The 18,107-nt window shown below is 51.9% G+C and carries 12 protein-coding genes and 1 tRNA gene; 3 read left to right on the top strand and 10 right to left on the bottom strand.

Going from position 1 to position 18,107, the window contains the following annotated elements:
* Positions 1-28: 28 nt before the first annotated feature.
* From fusA to ABXT50_RS00770, 9 genes are all read right to left on the bottom strand, one after another.
* A complete protein-coding gene (gene fusA, locus ABXT50_RS00810) occupies positions 29-2,131 on the bottom strand; it encodes an elongation factor G (RefSeq protein WP_415274298.1) in 2,103 nt (700 codons plus the stop codon).
* 84 nt (positions 2,132-2,215) lie between these two features.
* Positions 2,216-2,686, bottom strand: coding sequence for a 30S ribosomal protein S7 (rpsG, locus tag ABXT50_RS00805; protein ID WP_040324824.1), 471 nt, complete (start codon positions 2,684-2,686; stop codon positions 2,216-2,218).
* The gene (rpsL, locus tag ABXT50_RS00800) at positions 2,686-3,057 is read right to left on the bottom strand and encodes a 30S ribosomal protein S12 (protein WP_007540759.1); all 372 of its coding nucleotides are present in this window, start codon (positions 3,055-3,057) and stop codon (positions 2,686-2,688) included. The genes rpsG and rpsL overlap by 1 nt, the downstream gene beginning before the upstream one ends.
* A 174-nt stretch (positions 3,058-3,231) precedes the next feature.
* A complete protein-coding gene (gene rpoC / locus ABXT50_RS00795) occupies positions 3,232-7,410 on the bottom strand; it encodes a DNA-directed RNA polymerase subunit beta' (protein WP_415274297.1) in 4,179 nt (1,392 codons plus the stop codon).
* Positions 7,411-7,445: 35 nt separating this feature from the next.
* The gene (locus ABXT50_RS00790; protein ID WP_415274296.1) at positions 7,446-11,069 is read right to left on the bottom strand and encodes a DNA-directed RNA polymerase subunit beta; all 3,624 of its coding nucleotides are present in this window, start codon (positions 11,067-11,069) and stop codon (positions 7,446-7,448) included.
* Positions 11,070-11,304: 235 nt separating this feature from the next.
* Entirely contained in the window at positions 11,305-12,219 is a 915-nt protein-coding gene (ftsX, locus tag ABXT50_RS00785; protein WP_415274295.1) for a permease-like cell division protein FtsX, read from the bottom strand.
* On the bottom strand, positions 12,216-12,956 hold the full coding sequence (ftsE, locus tag ABXT50_RS00780) for a cell division ATP-binding protein FtsE (RefSeq protein ID WP_415274294.1): 741 nt from the start codon (positions 12,954-12,956) through the stop codon (positions 12,216-12,218). The genes ftsX and ftsE overlap by 4 nt, the downstream gene beginning before the upstream one ends.
* Before the next feature lie 80 nt (positions 12,957-13,036).
* Positions 13,037-13,126, bottom strand: a tRNA-Ser gene (locus tag ABXT50_RS00775).
* Between the two features lie 80 nt (positions 13,127-13,206).
* Complete coding sequence (locus ABXT50_RS00770) at positions 13,207-13,650, bottom strand: nucleoside deaminase (protein WP_415274293.1); 444 nt, start codon at positions 13,648-13,650, stop codon at positions 13,207-13,209.
* A 12-nt stretch (positions 13,651-13,662) separates the two neighbouring features.
* Between ABXT50_RS00770 and upp the strand changes: the two genes are divergently transcribed.
* Complete coding sequence (gene upp, locus ABXT50_RS00765; RefSeq protein WP_415274292.1) at positions 13,663-14,310, top strand: uracil phosphoribosyltransferase; 648 nt, start codon at positions 13,663-13,665, stop codon at positions 14,308-14,310.
* Positions 14,311-14,312: 2 nt separating this feature from the next.
* Here upp and ABXT50_RS00760 read toward each other — a convergent pair whose 3' ends face one another.
* Positions 14,313-15,776 carry a sigma-70 family RNA polymerase sigma factor gene (locus tag ABXT50_RS00760; RefSeq protein WP_415274291.1) on the bottom strand — a complete coding sequence of 488 codons (1,464 nt, stop codon included), beginning with the start codon at positions 15,774-15,776 and terminating at the stop codon, positions 14,313-14,315.
* A gap of 76 nt (positions 15,777-15,852) precedes the next feature.
* On the opposite strand from ABXT50_RS00760, the gene ABXT50_RS00755 reads away from it, so the two are divergent.
* Together ABXT50_RS00755 and ABXT50_RS00750 are read left to right on the top strand one after the other, a co-directional pair.
* Positions 15,853-17,169 (top strand): UDP-glucose dehydrogenase family protein, encoded by a 1,317-nt coding sequence (locus ABXT50_RS00755; protein ID WP_415274290.1) that lies wholly within the window; start codon positions 15,853-15,855, stop codon positions 17,167-17,169.
* A complete protein-coding gene (locus tag ABXT50_RS00750) occupies positions 17,162-18,103 on the top strand; it encodes a glycosyltransferase family 2 protein (RefSeq protein ID WP_415274289.1) in 942 nt (313 codons plus the stop codon). The genes ABXT50_RS00755 and ABXT50_RS00750 overlap by 8 nt, the downstream gene beginning before the upstream one ends.
* Positions 18,104-18,107 lie beyond the last annotated feature (4 nt).

The following is an 18,107-nucleotide window of genomic DNA, read 5'->3' as shown; positions in this document are numbered from 1 at the left end:
TATCTTAGTCAAGTTTAAGTAGTTTTTACTACTCGCCCTTGGCCTTCTGTACGATTTCGTCAGCAACTGCCTTCGGAACCTCTGCGTAATTCTCGAACGTCATTGAGTAGACGGCTCGACCAGAGGTCTTCGAACGAAGGTCACCAACGTAACCAAACATCTCCGAAAGTGGCACTAGGGCGCGAATAACTTTCACACCTGTCGCTTCTTCCATCGATTGGATCTGCCCGCGTCGTGAGTTTAGGTCTCCGATTACGTCTCCCATATATTCCTCTGGGGTACGAACTTCGACTGCCATCAACGGCTCGAGTAGAACTGGGTCTGCCAATCGAGCGGCCTCTTTAAAGACCATCGATCCGGCAAGCTTAAACGCCATTTCTGACGAGTCAACATCGTGGTAAGCACCATCTAGCAAGGTGGCCTTCACTCCAACGACTGGGTACCCCGCTAGCACACCGGACTGCATTGCGTCCTTCATGCCGGCATCAACCGACGGAATGTACTCGCGTGGAACGCGACCACCGGTTACGGCGTCTACGAATTCATAAATGGTGTCGCCCTCAACAACTAGAGGCTCAAGCTTGATCTGCACCTTCGCGAACTGACCCGAACCACCGGTCTGCTTCTTGTGTGTGTAGTCGTGCTTTAGCACCGTGCGACGGATTGTCTCGCGGTAGGCAACCTGCGGCTTACCCACGTTGGCTTCAACCCCAAACTCACGGCGCATGCGGTCAACCAGAATGTCCAAGTGAAGCTCGCCCATTCCGGAAATAATCGTCTGGCCAGTATCGATGTCGTTCACAACTCGGAATGTTGGGTCTTCTTCAGCAAGCTTCTGAATAGCGATTCCAAGCTTTTCCTGGTCTGACTTCGTCTTTGGCTCAATGGCCACGGAGATAACTGGCTCCGGGAAGGTCATCGACTCCAACACAATCTGGTTGTCCAAATCGCACAAGGTATCACCGGTTGTGGTGTCCTTCAGGCCAATGGCTGCATAGATGTGGCCAGCGGTGACACCGCTGATAGGAATTTCCTTGTTGGCGTGCATCTGGAAAACTTTTCCGATGCGCTCTTTGCGTCCCTTTGTAGAGTTCGCAACAGCGTCGCCAGCGTTAGCTTTTCCAGAGTAAACCCGGATGTAGGTCAAACGACCAAAGAATGGGTGCGTAACAACCTTGAACGCAAGGGCCGCAAAAGGCTCATTGACGTCAGGCTTACGAGTGATTCGCTTTTCCTCGTCGCGAGGATCTCCACCCTCGACGCTTGCAACATCAAGTGGGGATGGAAGGTAATCCAAGACAGCATCCAGCATTGGCTGAACACCCTTGTTCTTGAAGGCGGAACCGCAAAGAATCGGGTAAGCAGCGCTGTTGACAGTCAGCTTACGAATTGCCTCTTTGATTTCCGCAACAGTCATCTCTGTGCCGTTGAAGTATTTCTCCATTAGCTCGTCAGAAGTGTCGGCAACGGCCTCGATTAGCTGAGCCCGGTACTCATCGGCCTTGGCCTGCATGTTCTCTGGAATCGGTTCGATTTCATACTTCGTGCCCATTTCGACGTCTCCACGCCAGGTTAGCGCGCGCATCTCAACTAGGTCGATAACACCTTCGAACTCATTTTCGGCTCCGATTGGAAGCTGAATTACTAATGGCTTGGCACCTAGTCGATCAATAATGGTTTTCACGGTGAAGTAGAAATCAGCACCCAACTTGTCCATCTTGTTCACAAAACAAATACGTGGAACGTTGTACTTGTCAGCCTGACGCCAAACGGTCTCGGACTGAGGCTCCACGCCTTCCTTACCGTCGAAAACAGCAACGGCACCGTCTAGGACACGCAACGAACGCTCCACCTCAACGGTGAAGTCGACGTGACCGGGGGTGTCGATGATGTTGATCTGGTTGTCTTTCCAGAAACAGGTTGTCGCAGCAGAGGTGATAGTGATTCCACGCTCTTGCTCTTGCTCCATCCAGTCCATCTGAGATGCACCATCGTGAGTTTCACCGATCTTGTGAGTGATGCCTGTGTAGAACAGGATTCGCTCAGTCGCGGTTGTCTTACCGGCGTCAATGTGCGCCATGATGCCGATGTTACGAACCTTGTTCAGGTCAGTGAGCACGTCTTGTGCCACGGTTGCCTCCGAAGAAATTTATTGACTAGGGGTTTGATGCTTGTGCCACCGAGGATCAAGACCCTCGATGCCAGTATTTGGTTTTTACCAGCGGTAGTGAGCGAAGGCCTTGTTGGCCTCAGCCATCTTGTGAGTATCCTCGCGACGCTTCACAGCGGCACCAAGGCCGTTAGAAGCATCAAGAATTTCATTCATCAGACGCTCGGTCATGGTCTTTTCGCGACGTTGCTTCGCAAACTGAACCAACCAACGCATAGCCAAGGTATTAGCACGGTGGCTCTTAACCTCGATTGGCACCTGATAAGTCGAGCCACCAACACGGCGAGAACGTACCTCGACTGTTGGGCGGACGTTGTCCAGAGCCTTCTTTAGGAGGACCACTGGGTCGTCGCCGGTCTTGACGTTGGTGCCTTCTAGGGCACCGTAAACGATTTTTTCTGCAATTGACTTCTTACCGTCAAGCAAAATCTTGTTTACTAATTGCGACACAACTGGGGAACCGTAAACCGGATCCATAGCGACTGGGCGCTTAGCTACTGGGCCTTTACGAGGCATTACTTACCCTTCTTTGCGCCGTAGAGACTACGAGCCTGCTTACGGTCTTTCACTGCCTGAGTGTCCAGGGCACCACGAATGATCTTGTAACGAACACCGGGTAGGTCCTTCACGCGGCCACCACGGATAAGCACCATCGAGTGCTCCTGAAGGTTGTGACCTTCGCCCGGAATGTACGCGGTTACCTCGGTACCGTTTGACAGCTTGACGCGTGCCACCTTGCGAAGCGCAGAGTTCGGCTTCTTTGGGGTGGTGGTGTACACACGGGTGCATACACCGCGCTGCTGCGGGTTAGCCTTTAGGGCTGGAGCCTTGGTCTTGGTGACCTTTGGGCTGCGTCCCTTGCGAACCAACTGCTGAATTGTTGGCACTTGTTCTCCTCGTTCATTAATCTTTGGCGCGCCAGAACGGCGCTTTATAACCAAAGGTTTTGGCCGTGATCTCGAACATTCACGAGAGCTGGCCTGATACATGCAGTTGCATGACCAGCCCTAAGCATACCCGTAGCCCGTGAGAACGGTCAAATGGTTTTTTAGTTGTCTTGGTTACTTCTCATCGATTGCAAATGGATCCGAAACACTCAAGCTGAGCTCCTGCGAATCTAGATCGGTTGGGTCGTAACCCTGGTCCGACCAGATCCGGTTAGGATAGCGCTCGGCTTTCGCCTCTTCTGTTCCATCTACTTCGAAGTTGCGGTAAGTCAATAGTCCAGTTCCAGCTGGAATTAGCTTTCCGATGATCACGTTTTCCTTTAGACCCACAAGCCTGTCCTCACGGCGATCTAGCGCCGCTTGGGTTAGGACTCGAGTGGTCTCCTGGAAGGATGCCGCAGATAGCCAAGACTGAGCAGCAAGTGAAGCACGGGTCATACCCATTACCTCTTGACGAGCACTGGCGGGACGATTGCCCTGCGCAACTGCCTGACGGTTCTTGCCTGCAAAGCTCTGGCGATCGATGATCTCACCTGGAAGCATGTTGGTGTCTCCAGAGTCGATTACGGTCACCTTGTTCAACATCTGACGGACAATTACCTCAAGGTGCTTGTCGTGCAGCGGAACGCCCTGTGAGCCATAGATGGCCTGAACACCACGAATGATCTCCGCAGCCGCTTCACGCGAACCACGAATCATCAAAACCTCGTGTGGAATTGGAGTTCCATCAACCAGGTAATCTCCGGCGTCAACCATGTCACCCTTTTGAACCACTAAATCGCCAACTGAGGCAACGATTGTGATCGGAAGGTAAGGACTTAGCTTCTTGAAGGTCTTCGATGCAGTACGGCTAAAGCTGTACTGAGTCGCAAGCGCCTCAGCTTCCTTCTCGGCCTTCTCGCCCTGTGGGCGAACGTAGACTTCGAAGCTCTTGGTTCCGGTTAGGGAAACCTTCTCAACGATGTCCACTTGACCGGCCCAGAATGCCATAACAGCAACCTTGCCAGCTTGACGCCATCCAACACGAGCTTCTAGAAGGTCAGTAACACCGTTCAGACCCTGCGTGATGTCATAGGAAATCAGACGCTCAACGCGAACCTTCTGGCCACCAATTGACTTCAGAATGGTCTGCTTCTTGGCGCTCGATGCGGCTCCTCCGGTGTGGAAGGTGCGCATTGTTAGCTGAGTGCCAGGCTCACCGATTGACTGAGCAGCGATGATTCCAATTGCCTCACCAATAGTTACCTTTTGGTTTGTGGCTAGTGAAACACCGTAGCAAGCCGCACAGATACCGCTTTCAGCTTCACAAGTTAGAACGGAGCGAACAGTTATTGTTTCAACTCCGGCTTCCTTGATTCGTCTTGCCGCAGAGTGGTCAATGTTCACACCGGCAGGAAGAAGAACTGTCTTTCCCTGCTTGATGTCAACAAGATTCGTACGACCCACGATTGAAAGCTCAACCTGCTCTTGGTCCAGAAGATCCTTGTCTAGACCCTTGGTGGTTCCACAGTCCTCAATCTGAATGATGACATCCTGTGCCACGTCGACCAAACGACGGGTTAGGTAACCCGCTGCAGCAGTCTTCATGGCGGTGTCAGCGTTACCCTTACGGGCTCCAGTTGCGTTAATGAAGTACTCGTGAGGGGTTAGGCCCAATAGGTAGTTACCCTTCACCGGCATCGGAGCAAAGTCACCTGATGAGGTTGCAACCGGTCCACGCATACCCATGATGGAACGAATCTGTAGCCAGTTACCTCTGGCGCCAGATGTGACCATCTTGTAGATCGCATTGTCGGTCGGGATCGATTCGCGTAGTAGCTGCTCGATTTCGGCAGTCTCCTTGAACCAAAGTGCTCCAAGCTCATCTCGACGCTCCAGGTCTGACTTCAAACCATTGTCGAATGCTTCCTGAATCTTGGTGTGTGCCTTCTCGGCCTTGACGATCCTGGAAGCACGTTCCTTGTCGAAAGTACCCTTCGGGTCAAAGTTGGCATCAGAGATAGCCATCGAAACACCGGCACGTGTTGCCCAGTGGAACCCGGCATCCTTCAAGGCGTCAAGGGAAAGTGCAACCTCAGTTCGGCTGAAAAGCTCGACCAAGTCAGAAACAATCTGGCCTAGCTCTTTTTTGCCGACTTGCATCTCCACGAATGGGTATGAAAGAGGAAGTGTCTCGTTGAATAGCGCACGACCAAATGTGGTCTCGCGCAATTCACCCTCGATGCGAATTCGAACCTTGGCGCCTAGATCGAGGCCGCCAATGTCAAAGGCCATCTGGGCCTCTCCCATTGAGGTGAAGGCTAGGCCCTCACCAGTGCCGCCAGGAACTTCAGCGGTTAGGTGGAAGAGCCCAATGATCATGTCCTGGGTAGGTGTAGCAACCGGACGTCCGTCCGATGGCTTCAGAATGTTGTTCGAAGCAAGCATCAAGATGCGGGCCTCGGCCTGCGCCTCAACTGACAGAGGAAGGTGAACAGCCATCTGGTCACCGTCGAAGTCGGCGTTGAAGGCCGCACAAACAAGCGGGTGAAGCTGAATAGCCTTGCCCTCAACCAGTTGTGGCTCGAACGCCTGGATTCCCAAACGGTGCAAGGTAGGTGCGCGGTTTAGTAGCACTGGACGCTCACGAATAACTTCCTCGAGAACTCCCCAGACCTGTGGTCGGCTTCTTTCAACCATGCGCTTAGCGCTCTTGATGTTCTGAGCAAGGCCCATGTCAACAAGACGCTTCATTACATATGGCTTGAATAGCTCAAGGGCCATCAGCTTTGGAAGTCCACACTGGTGAAGCTTCAACTGCGGTCCAACCACGATTACGGAACGGCCAGAGTAATCAACTCGCTTACCCAGAAGGTTCTGACGGAAACGACCCTGCTTACCCTTCAGAAGGTCAGACAGTGACTTCAGTGCACGGTTACCGGTTCCGGTAACAGCGCGACCGCGACGACCGTTGTCAAACAGTGCGTCAACGGCTTCCTGAAGCATGCGCTTCTCGTTGTTCAAAATGGTCTTTGGAACAGCGCCTAGATCAACGAATCGCTTTAGACGGTTGTTACGGTTGATCACCCTGCGATACAGGTCGTTTAGATCGCTGGTCGCGAAGCGGCCACCGTCTAGCTGAACCATTGGGCGAATCTCCGGAGGTAGTACCGGAAGAACCGATAGCACCATGGAAGTTGGAGGAGTGCCGGACTGAGCGAAGCTGTTTACAACCTTCAGGCGCTTGATGGCCTGAGTCTGCTTAGAGCCCTTGGTGGTTGCAATCTCGGCGCGCAATTCTGCAGCTGCACCCTCAAGATCGAATGCAGCCAATACCTGCAGTACTGCCTCGGCACCGATTGAAGTTATTACGTAGTCGGAGAAGTAGTAATCGAAGTAGTCAAAGACCACGTCGTTTGGCATTAGCTGGCCGACTTCCGCCGTTAGGAACATGCGCCATGCCAACTGCTCCTTGTGAAGGTTTGCCGGACGCTCTAGACGGGCGTACTCGCGGACAATCTTGTCCACCTTCTTTTTGATGTCGGCAATCAATTTCTTGATCTTCTTGGCCTCATCGGTGGTGCGAACAACGGTGTCGTCCTGCTCTTCGTCAGACATCTGAGCTAAGGTTCGGACGGACCAGAATGCATCCGCATCCTTTTCCTCTGAGTCAATTAGCTGCTCCAGGCTCTTAGAGAACTGCTTCTCGATCCAACGAGGTGCCTCCCAGAACTTGTTGGAGATCTGCATTACCAAGCCAAGTTCGCGCATTGCAGCGATCTCTTCGCCGGCTGCGGCCTCAAACTCTTCTTCACGAGCATCGATCAGAGCGCGAATACGGGTTACGTACTCGTCACGAACTAGGTCATACTCTGCGGTTCGCATCTCGTGGTCAATATCCATGACACGGTAAGCGGCAAAGTAAATGATCTTCTCTAGGTCTTTTGGTGCCATGTTCAATAGGTAACCCAGACGAGATGGAACACCCTTGAAATACCAAATGTGAGTTACAGGAGCGGCTAGCTCGATGTGACCCATGCGCTCACGACGAACCGAGGACTTTGTTACCTCTACGCCACAACGCTCACAGACAATTCCCTTGAAGCGAACTCGCTTGTACTTACCGCAAGAGCACTCCCAGTCCTTGGTTGGACCAAAGATCTTCTCGCAGAACAAGCCGTCTTTTTCAGGCTTTAGAGTTCGGTAGTTGATGGTTTCAGGCTTCTTGACTTCACCTGATGACCAAGAGCGGATTTCCTCCGAGGTGGCAAGACCTACCCGGAGAGCACTGAAGTTTTCTACTTTCACAGACATATGTTTATTTCCTTCTGAAAATTCGAGATTCGGAATTACTGGTAGGTGTTGAAGTCGGAGTCAGATGACAACTGCTCGTTGCGGCTCAGGTTGATGCCTAGTTCCTCAGCGGCGCGGTCGTTTTCAAACGCCTCGTCCTTCAAAACAACTACTTGGCCCTTGTTGTCGATTACCTCGACGTTTAGGCCCAGTGACTGCATTTCCTTTGCGAGTACTCGGAAGGACTCGGGGATACCAGGTGCCTGAATGTTCTCGCCCTTGACGATTGCCTCGTAGGTTCGAACACGGCCGGCGATGTCGTCCGACTTGATAGTCAATAGCTCCTGGAGAGTGTGCGCTGCGCCATAAGCCTGCAGTGCCCAAACTTCCATCTCACCGAATCGCTGTCCACCGAACTGAGCCTTACCACCAAGTGGCTGCTGAGTAATCATGGAGTAAGGACCGGTGGAACGAGCGTGAATCTTGTCATCAACCAAGTGGTGCAGCTTCAACATGTACTTCACGCCAACAGCAATTGGCATTGGGTAGGGCTCACCGGAGCGGCCATCGAAGAGGTTGGCTTTACCACTGCCATCGATTAGGCGGTTGCCGTCTCGGTTTGGCAAGGTGTGATCTAGAAGACCCGCAACCTGGTTCTTGGTCGCGCCGTCGAATACCGGCGTGGCGACCTTAGTTCCAGCTGGAGCGCTGAAGAGATCCTTAGACATCTCATCTGCCCACTTAGCAACTCCGGAAACGTCCCAGCCCTGGCGGCAAACCCAACCAAGGTGTGATTCCAGAACCTGACCGAAGTTCATTCGACCAGGAATACCCAGTGGGTTCAATACGATGTCAACCGGAGTTCCATCTTCCATGAACGGCATGTCCTCGACGGGCAAGATTTTAGCAATAACACCCTTGTTGCCGTGTCGTCCAGCAAGCTTGTCACCCTCGGTGATCTTTCGCTTCTGGGCGATGTAAACGACTACACGCTTGTTGACGCCAGCACCGAGCTCGTCGCCCTCTTCAGCGTCAAATACCTTGACGCCAATGATGGTTCCCTGCTCACCGTGTGGCACCTTCAAAGAGGTGTCTCGAACTTCACGCGATTTCTCGTTGAAGATCGCACGCAATAGTCGCTCTTCGGCTGAAAGCTCAGTCTCACCCTTAGGCGTGACTTTTCCAACCAGGATGTCTCCCGGGCGAACTTCGGCTCCGATTCGAATAATTCCACTCGCATCTAGCTGAGCAAGAGCTTCAACTGAGATGTTTGGGAGGTCAGAAGTAATTTCTTCGGCACCAAGCTTGGTGTCTCTGGCATCAACTTCGTACTCTTCGATGTGGATTGAAGAAAGGGTGTCGTTCTTCACTAGCTCCTGGCTCAGGATAATAGCGTCCTCGAAGTTGTAACCTTCCCACGGCATGAATGCCACGAGCAGGTTCTTTCCAAGTGCTAGTTCACCATTCTCAGTGGATGGGCCGTCAGCCAAAACATCACCCTTTTCAACCCGCTGGCCGATTTCGATAATCGCCTTCTGGTTGATTGCGGTGCCCTGGTTCGAGCGGTCAAACTTGCGAAGTGTGTAGTTTGAACGTGACCCATCGTCGTTCATCACAACGATCTGGTCAGCGTCGATTTCTTCCACAACACCGGCTAGCTCATTGATCAAAACCGCACCGGAGTCAATCGCCGCTAGGCGCTCCATGCCGGTTCCAACAAATGGGCTTTCTGCCTCTAGAAGAGGAACAGCTTGACGTTGCATGTTCGCACCCATCAAAGCACGTGACGAATCATCGTGCTCAAGGAATGGAATCAACGAAGTTGAAACGCTGGCCAACTGTCGAGGGGAAATGTCGATGTAATCGACGTCCTCGGCCGCAACCTCAACCATGTCTCCACGGAAACGAGCAAAGGCACGTGGTCCAACCAAAGTTCCATCAGCATTCAAAGGAGTATCGGCTCCGGCAATAACCTTGCCCTCTTCTGCAGAGGCGTCAAGGTAATCAACCTTCTTGCCGACCTTGTTGTCCTTCACCAAACGGTAAGGAGTTTCAATGAAGCCAAAAGCGTTGATCTTGCTGAAAGCGGTTAGTGATCCGATGAGGCCAATGTTCGGGCCTTCTGGGGTCTCAACAGGACACATACGTCCATAGTGAGAAGGGTGAACGTCACGGACCTCCATTTGGGCACGCTCACGAGCGATACCTCCCGGTCCAAGTGCTGACAAGCGACGCTTGTGAGCAAGACCGGCCAATGGGTTGTTCTGATCCATAAACTGCGAGAGCTGGCTGGCACCAAAGAACTCTTTGATCGCCGAAACAACTGGTCGTAGGTTAATAAGCGTCTGCGGGGTGATCGCTTCAATGTCCTGAGTGGACATACGTTCGCGAACAACACGCTCCATGCGGCTCAGACCGATTCGAACCTGGTTCTGAATCAACTCACCAACCGAACGAATACGACGGTTAGAGAAATCGTCGATGTCATCCGAGCTAACAACTAGGTTGACCTTCTTGCCTGCCATCTTCACGTTGAACTCAGCGCGCTGAGTGTTTGAAGAAACGTTATTGGCCAGAGTTAGGTCGAATAGCAACAGATACTTCAAGGTTGCAACGATGTCCTCGTTGGTCAAAGTTGTGGTGTCTGCAGCCTGGTTAATGTTTAGCTTGCGGTTTAGCTTGTGACGCCCAACCTTCGCCAAGTTGTAACGCTTGCCCTCGAAGTAGGTTGAACGCAACCAAGCCTCGGCAACTTCAGCACCGGCAGCTTCGCCTCGCACCTTGCGGTAGACCTCGCGAAGTGCGTCTTCCTTGGTAAGGATTCCGTTTGGGAAAACCTTTGACTCGTCGTATTCAAGGGTGCGCTCGATGATGTCATCGTCGTAGCTAATACCCAGTGGGCTTGCAAGTGCTGCAGCCTTAATGTCTGAGAACTCAGCGCGAATTTCTTCCTTGGAAAAACCAAGAGCCTTCAAAAAGATAGTTGCCGAAACCTTGGTCTTGCGGTCGACCTGCACCTGCAAGATCGGCTTTCCGAACCTAGCGGCTGGCTTACGCTCGTCCTTGACCCACTCGGTCAAAAATTCTAGATAAGAACCACGGCTTGGGATGATCTGGGCCTTGTTGTTTCGAACGTCAAGGTTTCCAGTGGTGTTGGTAGACACGGAGAAATAAACACCTGGGGAACGAACTAGCTGAGAAACAACAACTCGCTCGGTTCCGTTAATAATGAATGTGCCCTTGCCGGTCATAACTGGGAAGTCACCCATGAACACGGTCTGGCTCTTGATTTCACCGGTCAGATAGTTGGTGAACTCAGCTTTGATATAGAGCGGCTTGGTGTAGCTCTTGCCCTTTTCCTTGCACTGATCAGGAGTGTAGGTCGGGTCGAACAGCATTGGCTCCGAGAAAGAAAGCCCCATTTTTGCATCTTGAGCAGCGTTTGAGCTGTCCTCGATTGGGCTGATTTCTTCAAAGACTTCATCCAGACCGGTTCTAGCATCCGTGCCAGCGATTTCACGCCATGCAGGGTTGCCTACCAACTGATCAAAGCTCTCCGTCTGAAGGGAAAGCAGATCTGGTATCTCTATCGGGTCTGGGTGCTTTGCGAATGTTGGTCGCATTGCTTCGCGAGAGTTTTTTGCGGACTTGATGGAACTAGCGTTTTTCGCAGCAGCCAAAGTTAATACCCCTAGGGTTCTCGTAATTTAGGCGGAAATTTACATTCCTACACCAATGACGCCAACATATGCATCACGCCAAAAAAACCGCTATTTATCTTCAAGGCATGGGTTAGGGAAGTAAGTCTCAAGTCTAAGGGGTGCATAGTGTGGCACGCAACTTAAAAGTACGCAGCATAGTTATAAATGTGTGATGTTTTTGAGTTTTAGCTAGAAACCACAAAAACGCCACTTTTTAGACTCTGACGTGCCGATAAGTCGACACCGCAGCAGCCAAGGTTGCAATCAGCGCACCGACTCCCAGCACGAAAGGCGCAATCGTAAAGACATCGTCGATGCCAACGAAGCTAGTAAACGCCAGCTGCGTGGAAAGAAGATCCGTCACGAAGTATTGAGTCCCAAAGGCCACCGTCGCGATAGCTAAACCGCCACCCACTAGGGCCGCCAACAGGCCTTCGAGAATAAACGGCAGCTGAATTGACAAGCTGGAAGCACCGACCAGACGCATAATTGCGATTTCTCGCCTTCTGGAAAAGGCACTGAGCCGAATTGTGGTTGTGGTCAACAGGGCCGCGCTAAAAAGCATTATTGCCGCCACCCCGCCAACGGCCAAAGAGGAAATGTTTAGAAAGGTAATAATTTGGTCCAAATAGCCGCGCTGATCTCTGACCTCGGCGACCCCTGGCTGATTATTAAAGGCTTCAACAATCAAGTCAGTCCTATCTGGGTTTATTAGGTTTACCCAAAAAGCCTCGTTCAGCTGTTCCGGCAGAAGATACTGAGCTGCGGATAAGTCTTCTGACTCGGCCAAAAATCTGTCAAAAGCGTCCTGCTGAGACTCGAAGTAAAACGCTTCAATGTGAGGCGTCAAGGCCTGACTGTCTAGAGATGCCTCCACGGCAGCAACTTGACCCGCCGTTGCCACTCCGGCTGGGCACTGTTCTTCTGGCGAAAAGTCCGAGCATAGATAAATCGCAATCTGAGCCCGGTCGTACCAATAATCTTTCATGTTGCCAACCTGCAGCTGCAGCAGCGCTGCAACCGAAACAAAGCTCAGAGAAACAAAAGTGACCAAAATTATTGACACAATCATCGAGAAATTGCCGCGAATTCCCGACCACATTTCCGAAAGAATTAGCCCCACCTTCATAGCTTTTCCTCGAAGTCCCTAGGCTCTGGGATTATCGGCATCGGCTCAGAAGGAATTTCTTTGTAGCTTGCGGTCTGCGCGTCTCGGATTATTACACCTGCGCTTATCTCCACAACTCGCTTTTGCATCCGGTCCACAATATTCCTGTCATGGGTAGCCATGACGATTGTGGTGCCGGAAAGATTGATGCGTTCGAGCAAGTTCATGATCTCATTGCTTGATACCGGGTCTAGGTTTCCAGTTGGCTCATCGGCCAGCAACACCTCGGGACGATTCACAACCGCTCTAGCAATTGCCACTCGCTGTTGCTCACCTCCGGAGAGTGCCGAGGGCAAGGAGTTCGATTTATGATCAAGGCCGACTAGCCGAAGAACATCCGGAACTGCAGTCTCGATAAACGCCTTTGGCTTTCCGATTACTTGCAGCGCAAAGGCGATGTTTTGATAAACCGTTTTATTTGTGAGCAACCTGAAATCCTGGAAGACGACCCCGAGCTGGCGCCTAAATTGTGGCACTCGTCTTGCCGGAATCCTAAACAGGTTCTCCCCCAAAACCAAGACGTTTCCGCTGTCAGGCCTTTCTTCACGAAGCATCATGCGCAATAGCGATGACTTGCCAGACCCGGATGCCCCGACCAAAAACACAAACTCGCCACGCTGTATGTCTAGAGACACCTCTCGAAGCGCTGGCTCATCGGCGCCTCGGTAGGTCTTGGTAATTTCTTCAAGTCTTATCATTTCAACAAGAGCCTAGATAGGCATTGGCAGCAAATGCCGCAGGCGCTTGGGGTTGTCGCTAATTATTCTTCAAACAAACATGGCGGTGACGGTGGGATTTGAACCCACGGTGGACTTTCACCCACACAACTTTTCGAGAGTTGCACCTTCGGCCGCTCGGACACGTCACCGTGGGAAAGCTTAGCAACACTCGGGCCATGGATCGAAGCTTGAAAAATAACGTGAGTGCAAAGCAAAAATAAGTTTTCGCCTAGCGCCTGGCTTCGAAAAATTCTTTTAGGACTTTGGCGCACTCATTAGCCAACACCTCGGGAATCACCTCAACCGGGTTGCCAAGCCGGCTGTCTCTTAGAACATCGTAGATAGAGCCCGCCGCCCCAACGCGCTCATCCCATGCCCCGAAGACAACCCTTGGAATCCTGGCTGCAACGATTGCTCCGGCACACATCACGCACGGCTCAAGCGTGACGATGAGCGTGCAGTCATCTAGTCTCCAAGAGTTCAATTTCTTTGCGGCAGTTCGAATAACCTCAATCTCAGCGTGCGAGGTTGGGTCCTTTAGCTGCTCTCTCAGATTGTGCGCGATTGCGACAACGTTGCGATTGCCATCTATTAGCACAGCACCGACCGGGACTTCGTCGCCGGAAAGCTTGGCTTGTTCAAGTGCAAGGTGCATCAAAGCTTCAAACTCCATAGTCTTGAGCCTATGCGACTTCATGTAGCGAATCACCCATTGATTACTCACAAGCTCACCGTGCTGAGAGACAAGCGCACGCCGAGCCCTCAGTTCCGACAACTGGTCGAAGAACTCGTGACTCTCCTTGCCTATGAGGCCACTAGAGACATCCGAGTTCAAGAGGTTGAGATTGAGACTCCGGTGCAAAAAACCACGGGGTTGAAAATTTCCAACCCCAAGCCACTCATCGTGCCTGTTCTTCGAGCGGGCCTCGGCATGCTCGAGGGAATGGTTAAGTTACTGCCTAGTGCTGAGGTTGGCTTTCTTGGGATCAAGCGCAACGAAGAAACTCTCGAGCCTTATACCTATGCCAATCGTCTGCCAGATGACCTACAAAATCGCCAGGTTTTCATAATCGACCCGATGCTTGCCACCGGGGGCACACTAAATGACTCCATCGATTACATCTTTGAGCGCGGCGCAGTCTCCGCAACCTGCGTCTGTCTCCTCGGTGCACCCGAAGGTGTTGAAAACGTGAGAGCACACCTACTAGCCAATTGGCCTGATCGTGAAGTTGACGTGGTTCTTGGAGCTCTCGATGAAAAACTAGATGAGCGCGGATATATCGTGCCCGGCCTAGGAGATGCCGGAGACCGGCTCTACGGAATAGCTCAGTAGTTTTAGCGAGAAACCGTCATTGAGGCTTTGACCGGGTTTCCTTTGGAATCCAGGCTCAACTTCACGGTTGAAATAGCATTGGCTAGCGGAGACTGGTCGAACACGTTCCCATTCTCATCAACAACCCAGAAATCGCTGGCCCTCAGGACAATTTCGTGGCCGTCAGCGATTGGGGTGGTCTCCACGGAGGAGATTTCAGCGACTGCGTAGTAACGCTTTCCGTCAACCCACATTTGATAAACAGAATTGAAAACTGTCCTGTTGGCAAAATCGATGTCTAAAAACGCGGAGATGCCGGTGCCACCGAAGATCTCGATTGAGCTCCCGCGGAAACCTGCCGATAGAAAGTCAGAAGAAGCGTAAGAGTTTGTGTAGTAACCAGCCTGAGGAACATTCGTGGCCAAAATTGTTGCCACAGACGCCTCGTCAAAAATTGGTTCCGGTCCACTTGCCACAACCGTGGTTGCCTCTGCGGCATTTGGCGCTCGGGCTGGACCTTGAGTTTGCGATTCGCTCACCGTCTGAGTGGAGGCAACGTCGATTGCATCCGTTGACTCAACCGGAAGCTCAGCAGGCGCAGCGCTCGCGGCTGGTACCTCAACGGCTTCTGTCGCACTTACCTCACCCGCTGAACCCAGGGATAAGGCCTCAGCGCTTTCAGACGGTGCGCTCGCAACCTGATTGGTTGTGGTCTGGTTTATGTTCGGCAACACCCCAAGTGAAACTGCCATTACCAACAGAAACGCTCCTGCAGCAGCAACGTACTTACCAGACTCGGCCGCCGCTTTTCTAGCGGCAACCGACAAAATTTGCCCGGCTGACATGCCAGCGGTTTCTACCTCGCCAATGAGGGCCTTCTTGAATGCCGATCGCGCTCGGAATAGCAGTTGCCTGGTCGCGTTTTCGCTCAGCCCGAGTTGTTCTGCAACGGCATCAGTTGATTTTTCCTCGTAAATCGACGCGATCAATACTTCGCGCTGTCGCGGCTGAAGCTTCGCAAGAGCCATCGAAACAATGGCTGCATCGTCCGCTCGCTCCATCTCCAAGGACATCTCCGGGCTGTTTGCAGCTATTTCCGGCTGATCATCTAATGGCGCAATGCTCACGCGTGAATTAATGCGGATGACATCCAGACTCAAAAGCCTGGTTTTCCACTTCAAAAACTTTAAGACCCCAACTTCGGAATCTAATTCTGGCAGTGTTGTCATCAAGTACAAGAATGCGTCCTGGACCACCTCTTCAACCTGGGATGGGTTTACTAGGTAGCGACGAGCGTGCCTCTCAAGGTGAGGGCGAAACCTGACATAAATACTGGCAAAATCGGCGGCAGACCAATCTTTCAAAACCGCTGGAGTCAAGGAGTCGGCTAGGTGCTCTCTATATTCGGGTGCCCCAAATTCCTCGTCCGACTCTTTATCAAGCAGTCGTTCGAGTGGATCCTCTAGAAAATCCTCAGAATTAGCCATCAGTTTCAATATACGCACTATGTCAAGAGTTGTTACGCATATTTTTCATCTCGCGAACACTAAACTCCTTCTCACAATGAAGATTTCAGTCATCGGGCTTGGCTATCTTGGAACAACCCACGCGGTTGCCATGGCACAGCTTGGCCATAACGTAATCGGAATCGAGCCCGATTCCTCCAGGGTTCAAGCGCTGAAGGCTGGAAATTTGCCCTTCTTCGAGCCCGGATTAGAAGATGCCCTGAGGCAGGCAATTTCCTCGGGAAAAATCAGCTTTCAATCACACCACGATGACCTCAGTGCAGCAAGCGATATCCACTTCATTTGCGTTGGAACACCTCAAATTTCTGGACAGCAGTCCGCCGACACTTCTTATGTCTTTGCCGCCGCCGGCCAGCTTGCAGCCGTGCTGAAGCCTTCGAGTCTGGTGGTTGGCAAGTCGACTGTGCCGGTTGGCACCGCCAGACACCTGATCACGAAAATGCAAGAAGTTTCAGGATTCGTCCCAAGGCTTTGCTGGAACCCGGAGTTCCTTCGAGAAGGAACCGCCCTTGCAGACTCGATGTTGCCGGACCGAATAGTTATCGGTAGCGATGACCCTGAATACAATCAAGCCCTGAAGGGTTGCTACCAAACCATGATTGATCAGGGTATTCCCGTGTTGGAGCTAGACCTAGAAACAGCTGAACTTGTGAAGGTTTCGGCAAACGCATTTCTTGCAACCAAAATTAGTTTTATAAATGCAATGGCAGAAATTGCCGAGGCCTCCGGAGCCGATGCCGTTCGGCTCGCCGAGGCAATCGGGCTGGATAACCGAATTGGCAAAAGCTTTCTTCGAACCGGAATTGGCTTCGGCGGCGGATGCCTACCCAAAGATATTCGTGGGTTCATCGCCAGGGCGGATGAGCTTGGCGTTGGAGACTCTCTCGCGTTTCTAAAAGAGGTCGATCAAATAAACCTCCGAAGACGCCAGCGAATCGTGTGGCTTGCCACCGAAGAACTTGGCGACATAAAAAACAAGAAGATCACAATGCTTGGAATCAGCTTCAAGCCGGACAGCGACGATCTTCGAGACTCGCCTGCTCTTGAGATCGCGCTGAGACTGCAAGCCCTCGGCGGCGTTGTCACCGTCCACGATCCGGTTGCTCTGGAAAACCTGGATAAAAAGTCCTCCGGGCTGATTTCCGAAGCGGATCTATCGACAGCAGTGAAGGACGCCGATTTGATGATTCTCGGAACAGAATGGGCGGATTACAAAAACCTGGATCCTGAGGCGGTGAGTAGCTTGCCCCGAATCAAAACCATCATTGACGGCCGGAACGTTCTAAATGTCGATTCTTGGCAAATAGCCGGTTGGCGAATAATTGCGCCAGGCAGAAACATAGTCAATGTCTGACCTCAAAGACGTTTCCTTTGTAATGCCGGTTCTGAACGAGCAGGATTACCTGGCAATCGCTGTCGAGTCAGTTCTAAGCCAAAAGACTCCAGGAAAAAAACAACTCGTGCTGGCTCTTGGACCCTCCACCGACAAAACAAACCAAATTGCTGAATCGCTGGCTAAGAAGTATCGAACTCTGATTTTGATAGAGAACCCAACTGGGCTTACTGCGAACGGTTTGAACTTAGCAATCGAGAAATCAAGTTACGAAACAGTAATTCGAGTCGACGCTCACTCAGAACTATCCGACAACTATGCCGCGAGCGCCGTCAAAATACTGAACACTACCGGAGCTGCAAATGTCGGCGGCATGATGATTGCTAAAGGCAGAACGGCCTTCCAAAAAGCAGTTGCTTTTGGATATAACTCAAGGTTCGGTCTTGGCGGTGGGTCATTCCACGTTGGCGGAAAATCAGGGCCCGCTGACACCGTGTATTTGGGTTGTTTTCGAAAATCGATAATCACCGAGCTTGGTTTATACAAAGCCAAATGGGTGCGCGGTCAAGACTGGGAGCTGAACCTAAGAATTAGACAGGCCGGCCATACCGTTTGGTTTGACCCAGAACTCAAGGTCGGCTACTACCCGCGAGAGAGCATCAAGGCTCTTGGCAAGCAGTTTTACTCCACCGGTGTCTGGCGCGGCGCCCTAACTAAACAGAATCCGATGGAGTCCTCCTTCCGCTACTGGATTCCTCCCCTACTAGTAGTTGCGAGCTTGCTGCAAGTTCCGCTTTGGATCTACCTTCTTGCAGTGGCGCTTGTCAGCTTCGGTGTTAGCAAGTTAGACCTCAGCTCCAAATTCTGGCTACTCGCGGTTTTACCAACAATGCACTTTTGTTGGGGTATTGGGTTTTGGGTCGGGTTGCTCTCCAATCAAACCAGGGCTCGGTGATAGA

This window comes from Aquiluna sp. Uisw_065, from assembly GCF_047731275.1.
Lineage (GTDB): Bacteria > Actinomycetota > Actinomycetes > Actinomycetales > Microbacteriaceae > Aquiluna.
Note: the sequence above shows the minus strand (reverse complement) of the source record. Positions and strands in the feature narration are given on the sequence as shown.

What these genes read in the sequence shown, in the direction of transcription:
- ftsX (WP_415274295.1), bottom strand. Translation starts at nt 12,219, where the DNA reads ATGAAGGTGGGGCTAATTCTTTCGGAAATGTGGTCGGGAATTCGCGGC.
- ABXT50_RS00760 (WP_415274291.1), bottom strand. Translation starts at nt 15,776, where the DNA reads ATGGCTAATTCTGAGGATTTTCTAGAGGATCCACTCGAACGACTGCTT.
- rpoC (WP_415274297.1), bottom strand. Translation starts at nt 7,410, where the DNA reads ATGTCTGTGAAAGTAGAAAACTTCAGTGCTCTCCGGGTAGGTCTTGCC.
- rpsG (WP_040324824.1), bottom strand. Translation starts at nt 2,686, where the DNA reads ATGCCTCGTAAAGGCCCAGTAGCTAAGCGCCCAGTCGCTATGGATCCG.
- upp (WP_415274292.1), top strand. Translation starts at nt 13,663, where the DNA reads ATGCGACTTCATGTAGCGAATCACCCATTGATTACTCACAAGCTCACC.
- ABXT50_RS00750 (WP_415274289.1), top strand. Translation starts at nt 17,162, where the DNA reads ATGTCTGACCTCAAAGACGTTTCCTTTGTAATGCCGGTTCTGAACGAG.
- ABXT50_RS00755 (WP_415274290.1), top strand. Translation starts at nt 15,853, where the DNA reads ATGAAGATTTCAGTCATCGGGCTTGGCTATCTTGGAACAACCCACGCG.
- ABXT50_RS00770 (WP_415274293.1), bottom strand. Translation starts at nt 13,650, where the DNA reads ATGGAGTTTGAAGCTTTGATGCACCTTGCACTTGAACAAGCCAAGCTT.
- ftsE (WP_415274294.1), bottom strand. Translation starts at nt 12,956, where the DNA reads ATGATAAGACTTGAAGAAATTACCAAGACCTACCGAGGCGCCGATGAG.